This is a genomic window from Streptococcus sp. 2022WUSS037 (assembly GCF_044427225.1).
GTDB lineage: Bacteria > Bacillota > Bacilli > Lactobacillales > Streptococcaceae > Streptococcus.
The window spans coordinates 1-13,300 of sequence record NZ_JAOTGJ010000015.1 but is presented as its reverse complement, the minus strand read 5'-3'; the positions used below and the strand labels follow the sequence as shown (position 1 = coordinate 13,300).

The window sequence follows — 13,300 nt, the reverse complement described above, 5'->3', positions numbered from 1 at the left end:
TTTAATCTGTTAATATACAAAAAGTGTGCAAAAACTGAACCTTTCATCTTCAATCACAATTTGAATCATTAAAAATAGCTTAGAATCACGGTTTCTTACGACGTAATTCTAAGCTATTTTCTATTTTTAAGACTTACTACTTAGCATCTTCTTATTTTCCAAGACAGAATTGGCTAAAGAGTTGGGTAATGAGTTCATCTGGAGCAGCATCACCTGTGATTTCTCCTAAAATCTGCCAACAGCGTGTCAGGTCAACCTGTAGCAAGTCTACTGGCATGCCCATTTCCAGACCGTCATTGACAGCTTGTAGGCTTTGGACGGCTTGCTCAATCAGGGAAATATGACGAGAATTGGAGAGGTAGGTGGCATCTTGCTCTACCAAACCTGCATTTTCAAAGAAGAGCTGGTTGATTTTTTCTTCGATTTGGTCGATGTTCTGGTTTTTCAAGACGGAAATGCGAATGACATCCTCAGGCAGTTGGTCTGCTTCAATCTGTTCTTCCAGGTCGGTCTTGTTGAGCAGGACGATACGGTTGGCCATATCGGAAATAGCTAGGAGATTGCGGTCTTGCTCGGTCAGGGGCTCGGATGCGTTGAGGACTAGCAGGATCAGGTCGGCCTCCTCAAGTGCTTTTTTAGACCGTTCCACACCGATTTTTTCAACGATGTCATCTGTTTCACGAATACCTGCTGTATCAATCAGCTTGAGGGGGACACCTTTGATGTTGACGTATTCTTCGATAACGTCGCGGGTTGTTCCTGCGATGTCTGTAACGATGGCTTTTTCCTCGCGGAGGAGGTTATTGAGCAGGCTGGATTTTCCCACATTTGGACGACCGATAATGGCGGTTGCGATGCCTTCACGCAGGATTTTTCCACGGCGGGCAGTGCGGAGGAGATTTTCCAAAAGGGCTTGGAACTGGAGGGTCTTTTCACGGACCAGCTCTGTCGTCGCTTCCTCGACGTCGTCGTACTCAGGGTAGTCGATGTTGACCTCGACCTGTGCCAGTGTGTTGAGAATCTCCTGACGGGTGTCGTTGATGAGCTGGGAAAGGGAGCCGTCAAGCTGGCGGACGGCATTGTGCATGGCCTTGTCGGTCTTGGCACGGATAACATCCATGACGGCCTCTGCCTGGGTCAAATCCACACGGCCGTTGAGAAAGGCACGCTTGGTAAACTCGCCTGGCTCAGCCATTCGAGCACCCTGGCGAATCAGGAGCTGGAGAATTTCGTTGGTAACGGCGATGCCTCCGTGGGTGTTAATCTCGATGACATCTTCGCGCGTGAAGGTCTTTGGAGAACGCATAGCTCCAATCATGACCTCGTCCAGCACTTGCCCTGTCGCAGGGTCAATAATGTGGCCGTAGTTGAGGCTGTGGCTGGGAACAGTCGCTAAATCCTTGCCCTTGAAAACCTTGCTAGCAATGGCAAAAGCATCCGTCCCAGACAGGCGGACAATCCCAATGGCCCCCTCACCGAGAGGAGTGGAAATGGCAGTTATTGTATCGAATTCTTTGGTGATCATAATAATGTGCTTTCTAACTAAAAAATCTTACTTATAAGTGTATCATGGAATGATAAAAAAAGCACAGATGAGGGATGGGGAGTGCAGAAATGTATTGAGAGGGCAATAAATATAGTAATTAATTTGAGAAGATAATTTGATAGAAATACAAAAAGTGTTGCTATTAATTTAGGTTGACTATGTTATAATAGAAACATAAAAATTTAAGAAAACCGAAGGGTATACCCTTCATTTATTATGAATATAATAAATGAAGGGTATACCCTTCATTTATTATGAATATAATAAATGAATCCTATCAGCCCTTTAGGAATTTTCAGCTGAAAGGTAGATCTAATAATGAAGCAAGAACTGGAGCAACTTTTGGCACAAAATGAAACTTTTATGGTGGAAGGTGTGCTCAATAAAAATAAACTGGCCGAGCTGGCGAGACAATACAATCCTGAACTCCTTAATATATTGATGAGTAATGGTAAAATTTCTAAGCATTTCTTTTCTACTCTAGATACTGGTGTTCTTATTTTCAAGAAAGACGTCTTTTTACAGTTTTTGAACAATAAGGAGTTTCTCCCCGACAGTTTTACCGCCTACAAGACTAAAATTGGTTTGGCGACTGGTGACAAGTATTTATCAGAAAATCAGGAAGTTGTCCTGAATTTTCCATACAAAGATTGTGTGCTAGAGGGTGGACAGACTAAGGATGATGCCAAACGTCAGGAGATTTTCTTTAACGAGACACTCACACCGACTGAAATCAATCGTCTTTTGGATGATAAGGTCTTGACCAACTTCAGGCGCTATGATGAAACTGGAGAGCATGAAGTAGAAGAACTCAGTGATACCGATAACCTCATCATCAAAGGTAATAACCTCATTGCCCTTCATAGCCTCAAGAAACGCTTTGCAGGGAAGGTCAAACTCATTTATATTGACCCGCCCTATAATACAGGTAGCGACTCTTTTGGATATAATGATAGTTTTAACAGAAGTACGTGGCTAACTTTTATGAAAAACCGTCTATCTATTGCCAAGGATTTACTAGAAAATGATGGAATACTGATTGTCCAAATTAGCTTCCATGAATTTCCATATCTCCGAGTAATGATGGATGAGCTTTTTGCTGAAGAAAATCATAAAATGGATGTTAATGTTCTCGTACGCCATCCGCAAAGAAGCTTAACAAGTGACAAAGAATTTAATGACGTTTTGGAATATGCGTTGATATATAGTAAATCTGAAAATTTCAAGTTACCAAAACAAAAAGTAGTTAAAACAATCGACGATTATCAATATGACTTTGATTTTCCTGAAATTCCTCATGACAGTTTTCAAGTTGGAGACAAAACTATAAATGTTTACTTACCTGATGACGTTACTATTGTTAGAGGTCAAGGTCATATTGGTGGTTTGAAATCAATGTCAATTCGAGGTAGTATTCGAGAAAAAAATTCTAGTGGGCGATTCTATGTTGCTCATCTAGAAAAATTAATTGCTAAGTATCCTGAAGGAACCATTTTTACTGTCCCAGATATGGGGGATGATGGACGAGATTTTAGAATTTTTGAACTTCCAAAAAATGGGAATAAAAATGGCTTTTACTATCCTGGAAAACCACTTGGAAGCGAATATACATTAAAGCCTTATCCTAACTTTGTGGATTTTGTTCAGCAATATAACTTAGTGAACTCTGAGGGCGATGTATCTTTTAGAAATGGAAAAAAACCAGAAGAATATATTAAATACTATATTGAAATGTTTACGGAGGATGGAGATATTGTCCTTGACTACCACCTTGGTTCAGGAACAACAGCAGCCGTCGCTCATAAGATGAAACGTCAATATATCGGGATCGAGCAGATGGATTATATTGAGACGGTTTCGGTGGAGCGACTGAAGAAGGTTATCGCTGGTGAACAAGGTGGTATCTCAAAAGATGTCAACTGGTCTGGCGGTGGTAGCTTTGTCTACGCTGAATTGAAAAACGATGCTCAAGATTTCAAAAATGCGATTTTTGAGGCGGCAACAACGGAAGAATTATTAGAACTGTTTGAGCTTGCGAAAAAATCTTCCTTCTTGTCCTACCGCATTGACCCTAAAAAATTGAAAAAGAATGAGTTTAGTCATCTTTCTTTGGCAGAACAAAAGCAAATCTTGTCTGAAATCATTGATAACAATAACCTCTATGTGAATTATTCTGATATTGATGATAGTGATTATCAGATTTCTGCTGAGGATAAGAAGCTCAATCACGCTTTCTACGGAAAGGAAAAGTAAGCCATGACATTCATTTACGAAACCTATGATACAGTCAGTCGGTCTGGCTTTAAGGATTTTCGGACAGATTTGCCAGATTACCTCACGAAAAATTTGAAGCACCCCTTACGACCTTATCAGCAGGAGGCTATCGGACGTTATCTTCACTACAAAACAGACAAAAATCGTCTCATTCCAGAGCAAGTTCTTTACAATATGGCAACTGGTTCTGGTAAAACGCTCTTGATGGCGACGATTATCTTGGAGAAGTACCAGCAAGGTGAGCGGAATTTTATTTTCTTTGTGAACAACGATAATATCCTGACGAAAACAAAGGATAACTTCTTAGAAAGTGCTTCTGGTAAGTATCTTTTTGCGGAAAAGATTGTCATGGACGGACAAATTGTGACCGTTCGTGAAGTGACAGACTTTTCAGATAGTCGTGATGATAGTATCAATATTGTTTTTACGACAATTCAAAAACTCCACCAAGACTTGAATACACCAAGAGAAAATCGTCTCTCTTATGAGCAGTTTAAGGACATTTCGGTAGTCATGCTGGCAGATGAAGCTCACCACTTGAATGCTGGTTTGAGTAAGTCGGAGAAAGATGACAATACCAGTTGGACTAGTACGATTGAAATGATTCAAAAGACCGCTAAAAAGTCCAGTATCTTTGAGTTTACTGCAACAATTGACCTGACCAATCCAACCTTAGCACAAAAGTACGAAAAGTCCTTACTTTTTAAGTATGATTTGAAAGAGTTTCGCTTAGATAAATATTCCAAAGATGTACTCTTTCACTTGGTGGATGGTGATGTCAATCATCGCATGCTTCAGGCAATCATCATCAGTCAGTACCGCAAGAAAATCGCTTTGAAAAACGGAATTATCTTAAAACCCTTGGTCATGTTTAAGTCGCAGAAAATTGCAGAAAGTCAAGAAAATTTGGATGCGTTTTTGGGGTTGCTAGACAACCTTTCTCCAGAAGATATTCAAGCACAGCGAGAGCTGGTCATTGAAATGGATGAAAAGTTCAGTATCCTGAAAAAGGCGTTTTCTTATTTCGAGACAGTTGGCATTTCAGATTCGGATTTGATAGCAGAGCTTCAAGAAGATTTTCGCAAAGAGCGCTTACTCTTAGTTGACGGTAAAAATAAGAACAAGGATAGCCTAAACCTCCTCAACACCTTGGAACAGCTAAGTAATGAAATCCGAGCGATTTTTGCCGTCGATATGCTAAATGAAGGCTGGGACGTTCTTAATCTTTTCGATATTGTACGCCTCTACGATACCCGTGATGGAAAAACAACGAAAAACGGATTTGTTCCTGGAAAAACGACCAACACAGAGAAACAGCTGATTGGTCGCGGTGCTCGTTATTTTCCATTTGTGATTGGTGATAATCTGGAAGAGAAGTATATTCGGAAGTTTGATGATAATGAAAATAAAGAGCTTCGTGTCATTGAGCAACTGCATTATCACTCTGCGAATAACCCTCGTTATATTTCAGAACTAAAGCAGGTTTTGCGTGAATCTGGGATTTTCGATGACCAAAATCTTGAGGAACGAGAACTTAAACTCAAGGAATCTTTCAAGAAGACGCGGACTTATACTGATGGTGTTGTTTGGATGAATAGGCGTCTCTCGTACGAACAACTTCTTGAACAGCGTCAAGGAAGTCTATTTGATACCAATTTTATTCCCAAATCGTTCGAGGTCAAACTCCCAACACATGGTGTGCGAGATATTGAAGCGTTTGATGAATCGATGTACATTTCAGAATCTTTAGAAGTACTTACTTTCAAATTTGGCAAAGTTATCGGTAAAAATATTGTTCGAACAGCTATCAATCGGAACAAAAAATTTACATTTGAAAATCTCAAAAATGCCTTTGTAGCACTTGGAAGTGTATCTGCCTTTATTGGTATGCTCGCAGATATTGATATTCGAGTTGAATCTCAATATCAAATGATGTCTGATTTGACGCCAGATGATAAACTTTATATCACGGAAAAACTTCTCCACCATATTGAAAAAGATTTGATTGCGACCGAGGAGCGCTTCTTCGGTTCAGAAAAATTCGAACAATACAAAATAAAGGACTTGTTTGAAGATAATATCTTGCGAAAATATACCATCAATCATCAAAGTCAGGCAGAGTTTGGTTTATCACAGAAAAATCCAGCTGAGACGCAATATTTTGAAGACTTAGACAATCTAAACTGGTACGCTTACGATGACAACTTCGGCACAAGTGAGGAAAAACTTCTCGTTCGCCTGATTAAAGATTTAATGGTTGAACTTGAAGAAAAATGGACGGATATTTACCTGCTTCGAAATGAAAAAGCTGTAAAGATTTATAGTTTTGACAAGGGGCAAGCCTTTGAACCAGACTTTCTCATGTTTGCTAACGACAAAAATACAGGAAATGTTTCTTGGCAGATTTTCATTGAACCGAAAGGAAGTCAGTTCTTGGATGCTGATAACACCTTCAAGAATAGCAAGGAAAGCTGGAAACAAGAGTTCTTGCGTCAGATTTCCGAGCGAGACGAGGTGAGAACACTGGTTGATGATGATCGCTATCGTATTGTCGGATTGCCGTTCTTTAATGAGGTGGTAAGCAAGGATGAGGTTAGGGAGGAGTTACGTAAATTGTAATGTAGGAGGATATTATGGTAAAAAGGATTGATTTTCATATTCATACAGTTCCAAGTATAAAAGATTCGTACTTTAACTTTTCGATTGAGTGGCTTAAAGCATATGTAGATAAGACAAAATTGGATGCTATTGCTATAACGAATCATGACTTATTCGATAAAAACAATTTTGAGGAAATTTCAGAATATCTACCTAATGTAAAAGTTTATCCAGGAATTGAACTTGCTTTGGATATAGGACATGTTAACATAGTTTTTCCTTGTGATTGCATTGATGTATTATCACAATTTTCTGAGTGGTTATCTAACATTCATCAAACCCAATCAGATAGTATAACAAGCGAACAGTTACGCGAACAATTGCCTTGTTGGGATCAAGGGATTTATATTTTTGAACTCGGAAAAAGTAAGGGAGTAAAAGAAATTCCCAATATTTTTAGCAACTTGGTGTGTGTTGGCGGTGTTCCTAATCAATTAAGATTTAATATTGCAAAAAATAACCCAGAGAGTTTAGTGCCCTGTTTATTCAGTGATGCACATGCAACAAATCAAGATTCAGATAATCGAAATGATATAGCTAAATTACAAAATAAGCAAACTTATTTACAGATTGATTCTTGCGAATTTGAAGATATAAAAAAATGTTTGAGAGATAAGAGTAAAGTTAGCATAAATAAAGAAAATTTAAAAGATGTTGTCGACATTGATGGTGTAAATATATCATCTGGACTTAATTTGGTAGTTGGAAAACGAGGAACTGGAAAGACTTATTTTCTCAATAAAATAAAGGAATTTAGTGATGATGAATACTACGAAATAAAGCAATTTGAAACCGCTAAAGCTGATGAGTATATTGAGAAGCAAAGAAAAGACCAAGGTTCGATTGAATTTTCAAAATGGCAGGAAAAATATACAAATGAATTCTCGAAAATTAAATCATATTTGCAAGATACCTATACGGAAACTGATGATATTGAAAATTTTTTGGTAGATGTTAAAAGATTTGCTACTGAAATGGCAAGAAGTAAATCTAGCCAAAAATATTTGTTATTTCAAGAAACAGAATTTGAACTGTCTAATATTAATTACATAAGAAGTGCGCTTACAAATATTAAAGAGGTAATTGAGAATGAAGAAATCTGGAACCTCCTAAACAAAAACTCTCAGAAGAAAAGTGACTTTATTGAAGTTTATTCAGAACTTAGGGATATTTACCTAAAATATAGAAAGGATAATGAACTTAAGCAAAAAATAAATGAGATAATGAAGGATGTAAAATCTACAGTTACAGCTAGAACTGGAATTTCGAATGTTCAGGAATGCAGTATTAATAATATTATCCATAAGCTGCAACTAGAGAAAAAAATTGATAGCTTTTTAAATCAAATCATAGTTGAGACTCCGCTTAAAAATGAGCGTCTGCATGGTTATCAAATATGTGTAAATCTTATTCCATACAAGAATGCTAGTCAGTTTCAGAAAGAAATTGGAACGCAAGAGGCTGTAAATAATGATTTAATAAAAGTCTATAGAGAAAAGGATTTTATAACGTTTTTAAAAAGGTTGAAACAGAAAAAATTCTATAATGAAGCTAACTTTGCTGAATATTTACTTCAAAAAGAAGTTAAACTTCTTGACTCCGAAGGAGTACCGGCTTCAGGTGGTCAAGCTGTAGGCTTTGCTCTGATGTTAAGATTAAATGAAGCTAAAAATAAACCAATTATTCTAATTGATGAGCCAGAATCATCATTAGATAATGCTTATATAAAAAACGAGTTGAATAAAGAATTGAAGCAACTTGCAAGAAATAGTATGGTTGTTGTTATTACACATAATTCTACGTTGGGTACATTATTAGAACCAGATTATTTGATAATCACTTCAAAAGATAATAGCGGAAATTACTCTATCATGTCAGGGGAGTTTAGTTCCAGTAAAATCAAAGATTCAATAAATGGTACTGAGGAAAAAAGTTACGAAAAATTTATTGAAGCAATGGAATCCGGAATGGATTCTTATACTAAGAAAGGAGAAATATATGCAAATCTTAACGAATGATTCGGGATGTTATTTTATAATTAACGAGAGGAAGGTCAGACCTGAAGCTCTTTCTAAGAATGACCTATTGGATTTGTTTAATGCCATTTATCAGATAGAAGATATTACCACTCTTCAAATTCCAGAAGATACTGAAATTGAGAATATCAAAAATCCAGTAGAAAAAGAAATTGTCATTCAAATTATTCAAAAAGTAAAAGAGTTTGTTGATAATCTTGACCAGATAAAACATGATATTGACTCCTCTTTCCCAAGTCTTATGATTGAAAAATAATTTCAGCATTAGTCACTATGCCACATATTGTAGTCTTTGCCGTCTGAAGTTGGAGTTGTTATTTTGAACAGCTGTCTTAGCTGTGGTATAATTATTTCATGAATGACTTCAAAGGAGAGAAAGATGACAAACCTAAAAGAGCAGGTTGGGATTAAGGCGGCGGAATTTGTGGCTGACGGGATGATTGTTGGGCTGGGAACTGGTTCGACGGCATACTATTTCGTGCAGGAGATTGGCCGCCGGGTTGCAGAAGAAGGGCTACAGATCACAGGCGTAACGACCTCTCATGCTACGGCAGAACATGCTGCGTCCCTTGGGATTCCCCTAAAAAATATCGACGAAGTCGAATATGTGGACTTGACGGTGGATGGAGCAGATGAGGTTGATGGAGACTTCAATGGGATTAAAGGCGGTGGTGCAGCGCTTCTCATGGAGAAAGTGGTCGCAGTCAATAGTAAGGACTGCATCTGGATTGTCGATGAGTCTAAGGTGGTAGATACCCTAGGTGCCTTTAAGTTGCCAGTGGAAGTCGTGCAGTACGGTGCGGAAAATCTTTTCCGATTATTTGAGAAAAAAGGGTATCGTCCAAGTTTCCGTATGCGTAATGGAGAAAAACTTATCACGGATATGCAGAACTTTATCATTGACCTTGATTTGCGCAGAATAGACGACACATATGCATTGGCGGAAGAATTGGATCGGACCGTCGGTGTTGTAGAACACGGTCTCTTTATTGGATTGATTTCCAAGGTAATTGTCGGTACACCAGAAGGACCGAACATCATCGAAAAGAAATAAATTGAAAACGCTTCTCATTTTGGTACAATGAGAGGCTTTTTTATGGTATAATGAAAACACGAACGTTTAGACTCTTCAAAAATCTATCCCCTTACCTCGTAGCAGTCAGACGATAGGTACTGAAAAAGCGATAGCTGAACAGCAGGCAGTGAAGCGAGTAACAGTATCTAGTTTTGATGGTTAGGAAGTTTGATACCGAGAGCTGTGACTGTATAAGTATTGCACCCCATTAAAATGTTTAGATGTGGTAACGATAATTTCCAGTCTAGCAACTTGGTTGGACGTTGATTTTGGTTGAATCTAACTATTCAAATAAAGGAGACAATTATGCCTAAATTTAAACGTGTTCACTTGGTAGTTATGGACTCTGTCGGAATCGGCGCAGCACCAGACTCAGATAAATTTTTCAATGCGGGTGTAGCAGATACAGAATCTGATACTCTCGGCCACATCTCTGAAAAAGCTGGTTTGGCTGTGCCAAACATGGCCAAAATCGGTCTTGGCAATATCCCTCGTGACACAGCCCTTGCGACTGTTGCTGCTGAAGAAAATCCAACTGGATACGTGACCAAATTGGAAGAAGTATCACTCGGAAAAGACACCATGACAGGTCACTGGGAAATCATGGGGCTCAACATCACTGAGCCATTCGATACTTTCTGGGACGGTTTCCCAGAGGAGATTTTAACAAAAATCGAAGAATTCTCAGGCCGTAAAATCATCCGCGAGGCGAACAAGCCTTATTCTGGCACAGCTGTTATTGATGACTTTGGTCCTCGCCAAATGGAAACAGGGGAGTTAATCGTCTATACTTCCGCAGACCCTGTGCTTCAGATTGCAGCCCACGAAGACATTATTCCACTGGATGAATTGTATCGTATCTGTGAGTACGCTCGTTCCATCACCCTTGAACGTCCAGCATTGCTCGGTCGTATCATCGCCCGTCCATACGTTGGTGAGCCAGGTAATTTCTCACGGACTGCCAACCGTCATGACTATGCGGTGTCGCCATTTGAAGCAACAGTACTCAACAAACTGGCAGATGCGGGTGTACCAACTTACTCAGTTGGTAAAATCAGTGATATTTTCAATGGTTCAGGTATTACAAATGATATGGGTCACACCAAGTCCAACATGCACGGTGTCGATGTGTTGATTGATACTCTGAAGTTATCAGACTTCGAGGAAGGTTTCTCCTTCACAAACTTAGTTGACTTTGATGCTGTGTATGGTCACCGTCGCAATATCGAAGGCTACCGCGATTGTTTGCAAGAGTTTGATGCACGTATTCCAGAGATTATTGACAATATGCGTGAAGATGACCTGCTCTTGATTACTGCAGACCACGGCAATGATCCATCCTATGCTGGAACAGACCACACACGCGAATATGTGCCACTCTTGGCATACAGCAAGGCTTTCAAAGGTAGTGGTGTCTTGCCAGTAGGTCATTTTGCGGACATTTCAGCAACCGTTGCGGAAAACTTCGGTGTTGAAAAAGCCATGATTGGCGAGAGCTTCTTATCACAATTGGTTTAATGGAGAAGCTAACGGTCTATTACAATCCTGACTGTAGTAAGTGTAAAAAATTAAGAATATTGCTGTCCAGTCAGGATATGGAAGTCAAGTGGGTTAATTATCTAGAAAATCCACTGACAGCAGAGGAATTGGCAGCACTCTTGGAAAAAATGGGCAGTCAGCCTTCAGCAGTTATTCGGTTGACAGAAGAAGAGCGAGCAGGTTTGTCAGAAGAAGAACTTTTTCAGCGTTTAGTGGAAGATTCTGCTCTTCTCAACCGTCCCATTATCGAGCGAGGACAGACAGCCTTTCTCTGTCGTCCCCTCGACATCATCAAGGAAAAAATGCCAGAATATGACTGGTCAGCTTATTTGTAAAAGGAGAAAATATGAGTTTACTTGCAAAAATCAATGAAACAAAAGCTTTCTTAGAAGAAAAAGGCTTGGTCAAGCCTGAATTTGGTTTGATTTTGGGCTCAGGTTTGGGCGAATTAGCGGAAGAAGTAGAAAATGCTATCGTAATCGATTATGCAGACATTCCAAACTGGGGCAAGTCAACAGTTGTAGGTCACGCTGGTAAGTTGGTTTACGGTGATTTGGCAGGTCGCAAGGTTTTGGCTTTACAAGGTCGTTTCCATTTCTATGAAGGTAATCCAATGGAAGTCGTGACCTTCCCAGTCCGTGTTATGAAAGCTCTTGGTTGTGAAGGCGTGATTGTAACAAATGCCGCAGGTGGTATCGGCTACGGTCCAGGTACCCTTATGGCCATTACAGACCACATCAACATGACTGGCCAAAATCCATTGATTGGCGAAAACTTGGAAGAATTTGGTCCACGTTTCCCAGATATGTCAAATGCTTACACTAAAGAATACCGTGAAAAAGCCCATGCCATTGCGGAAAAATTGGGTATCAAGTTGGACGATGGTGTCTATCTCGGTGTGACAGGTCCTACCTATGAAACACCTGCAGAAATCTTGGCCTTCAAGACCATGGGTGCCCATGCAGTCGGTATGTCAACTGTGCCAGAAGTTATCGTGGCAGCTCACTCAGGTATGAAAGTCTTGGGTATTTCTGCTATCACAAACTTTGCGGCTGGTTTCCAATCTGAACTCAACCACGAAGAAGTCGTAGAAGTAACCGAGCAAATCAAGGGCAACTTCAAGGGCTTGGTCAAAGCTATCTTGGCTGAATTGTAAGCAATTGAAAATAGAACAAAGAGGTATATTACATGTCTATTCATATTTCTGCAAAACCAGGCGAAATCGCTGATAAGATTTTGCTTCCGGGTGATCCACTTCGTGCTAAATTTATCGCTGAAAACTTCCTTGAAGATGCTGTTTGCTTCAACGAAGTTCGCAATATGTTCGGCTACACAGGTACCTACAAGGGTCATCGTGTCTCTGTCATGGGAACAGGTATGGGAATGCCATCCATCTCTATCTATGCCCATGAATTGATTAACGAATATGGTGTGAAAAAACTAATTCGTGTGGGAACAGCAGGTTCTTTGAACGAGGATGTCCATGTCCGTGAATTGGTCTTGGCTCAGGCAGCTGCAACCAACTCTCGTATGATCAATATTGACTGGCCAGAGTACGATTTGCCACAAATTGCTGATTTTGATCTTTTAGATAAGGCTTATCATATCGCCAAAGAACTCAACATGACAACGCATGTTGGCAATGTTTTATCATCAGATAGTTTCTATTCTCCAAAATTGTTTAGTCGCAACTTAGAATTAGGTCAACTAGGTGTCAAGGCTGTAGAAATGGAAGCAGCTGCACTTTATTACCTAGGTGCTAAGTTTGGCGTTCAAACGCTTGCCATTATGACGATTTCAGATAGCTTGGTTAATCCAGAGGAAGACACCACAGCAGAAGAGCGTCAAAATACTTTCACGGATATGATGAAAGTTGGTTTGGAAACCCTCATTGCTGAATAAGTAATTTTAGATTCTGAAATCGTTTGAAAGACGAACTAAGTTCTATTTGTACGGAACTTAGCTTGTCTTTTTTTTGTAAATAAGGTATAATTAAGAAAACGTTTACAAATTCGTAACGAAACGTTTCTTGATAATTACATTAATATAGTAAAATGAAACAAAAACAGTACATTTGTGGTATAATGTATTTATGGCATATTCATTAGATTTTCGTAAAAAAGTTCTCGCATACTGTGAGAAAACGGGCAGTATTACTGAAGCATCTGTTAT

At 39.2% G+C, this 13,300-nt stretch carries 11 protein-coding genes; 10 read left to right on the top strand and 1 reads right to left on the bottom strand.

Going from position 1 to position 13,300, the window contains the following annotated elements:
* Positions 1-151: 151 nt before the first annotated feature.
* Positions 152-1,525 carry a tRNA uridine-5-carboxymethylaminomethyl(34) synthesis GTPase MnmE gene (gene mnmE, locus ODU55_RS06705; RefSeq protein ID WP_024410302.1) on the bottom strand — a complete coding sequence of 458 codons (1,374 nt, stop codon included), beginning with the start codon at positions 1,523-1,525 and terminating at the stop codon, positions 152-154.
* A gap of 339 nt (positions 1,526-1,864) precedes the next feature.
* On the opposite strand from mnmE, the gene ODU55_RS06700 reads away from it, so the two are divergent.
* The 10 genes from ODU55_RS06700 to ODU55_RS06655 form a co-directional block, all read left to right on the top strand.
* Complete coding sequence (locus ODU55_RS06700; protein WP_398582340.1) at positions 1,865-3,799, top strand: DNA methyltransferase; 1,935 nt, start codon at positions 1,865-1,867, stop codon at positions 3,797-3,799.
* A gap of 3 nt (positions 3,800-3,802) precedes the next feature.
* Complete coding sequence (locus tag ODU55_RS06695) at positions 3,803-6,439, top strand: DEAD/DEAH box helicase family protein (RefSeq protein WP_398582339.1); 2,637 nt, start codon at positions 3,803-3,805, stop codon at positions 6,437-6,439.
* Positions 6,440-6,453: 14 nt separating this feature from the next.
* Positions 6,454-8,496, top strand: a complete 2,043-nt coding sequence (locus ODU55_RS06690) for a hypothetical protein (RefSeq protein ID WP_398582338.1) — start codon at positions 6,454-6,456, stop codon at positions 8,494-8,496.
* Positions 8,477-8,770, top strand: coding sequence for a hypothetical protein (locus tag ODU55_RS06685; protein ID WP_029186752.1), 294 nt, complete (start codon positions 8,477-8,479; stop codon positions 8,768-8,770). The genes ODU55_RS06690 and ODU55_RS06685 overlap by 20 nt, the downstream gene beginning before the upstream one ends.
* Positions 8,771-8,893: 123 nt before the next feature.
* Positions 8,894-9,568, top strand: a complete 675-nt coding sequence (rpiA, locus tag ODU55_RS06680) for a ribose-5-phosphate isomerase RpiA (RefSeq protein ID WP_398582337.1) — start codon at positions 8,894-8,896, stop codon at positions 9,566-9,568.
* Positions 9,569-9,895: 327 nt separating this feature from the next.
* Complete coding sequence (locus tag ODU55_RS06675; RefSeq protein ID WP_398582336.1) at positions 9,896-11,107, top strand: phosphopentomutase; 1,212 nt, start codon at positions 9,896-9,898, stop codon at positions 11,105-11,107.
* The gene (locus ODU55_RS06670) at positions 11,107-11,463 is read left to right on the top strand and encodes an arsenate reductase family protein (protein ID WP_398582335.1); all 357 of its coding nucleotides are present in this window, start codon (positions 11,107-11,109) and stop codon (positions 11,461-11,463) included. Before ODU55_RS06675 ends, ODU55_RS06670 begins: the two co-directional genes overlap by 1 nt.
* Before the next feature lie 11 nt (positions 11,464-11,474).
* Positions 11,475-12,284, top strand: coding sequence for a purine-nucleoside phosphorylase (locus tag ODU55_RS06665; RefSeq protein ID WP_099777167.1), 810 nt, complete (start codon positions 11,475-11,477; stop codon positions 12,282-12,284).
* A gap of 32 nt (positions 12,285-12,316) precedes the next feature.
* Positions 12,317-13,030: a purine-nucleoside phosphorylase gene (deoD, locus tag ODU55_RS06660; RefSeq protein WP_014638302.1), complete on the top strand. Its 714-nt coding sequence runs from the start codon at positions 12,317-12,319 to the stop codon at positions 13,028-13,030.
* 190 nt (positions 13,031-13,220) lie between these two features.
* On the top strand, positions 13,221-13,300 hold an 80-nt coding region (locus tag ODU55_RS06655; RefSeq protein WP_226314317.1), incomplete at its 3' end, for an IS630 transposase-related protein.

Bases quoted from the DNA above. Each gene is read 5' to 3' on its own strand.
- mnmE (WP_024410302.1), bottom strand. From the start codon at position 1,525: ATGATCACCAAAGAATTCGATACAATAACTGCCATTTCCACTCCTCTC.
- ODU55_RS06700 (WP_398582340.1), top strand. From the start codon at position 1,865: ATGAAGCAAGAACTGGAGCAACTTTTGGCACAAAATGAAACTTTTATG.
- ODU55_RS06695 (WP_398582339.1), top strand. From the start codon at position 3,803: ATGACATTCATTTACGAAACCTATGATACAGTCAGTCGGTCTGGCTTT.
- ODU55_RS06690 (WP_398582338.1), top strand. From the start codon at position 6,454: ATGGTAAAAAGGATTGATTTTCATATTCATACAGTTCCAAGTATAAAA.
- ODU55_RS06685 (WP_029186752.1), top strand. From the start codon at position 8,477: ATGCAAATCTTAACGAATGATTCGGGATGTTATTTTATAATTAACGAG.
- rpiA (WP_398582337.1), top strand. From the start codon at position 8,894: ATGACAAACCTAAAAGAGCAGGTTGGGATTAAGGCGGCGGAATTTGTG.
- ODU55_RS06675 (WP_398582336.1), top strand. From the start codon at position 9,896: ATGCCTAAATTTAAACGTGTTCACTTGGTAGTTATGGACTCTGTCGGA.
- ODU55_RS06670 (WP_398582335.1), top strand. From the start codon at position 11,107: ATGGAGAAGCTAACGGTCTATTACAATCCTGACTGTAGTAAGTGTAAA.
- ODU55_RS06665 (WP_099777167.1), top strand. From the start codon at position 11,475: ATGAGTTTACTTGCAAAAATCAATGAAACAAAAGCTTTCTTAGAAGAA.
- deoD (WP_014638302.1), top strand. From the start codon at position 12,317: ATGTCTATTCATATTTCTGCAAAACCAGGCGAAATCGCTGATAAGATT.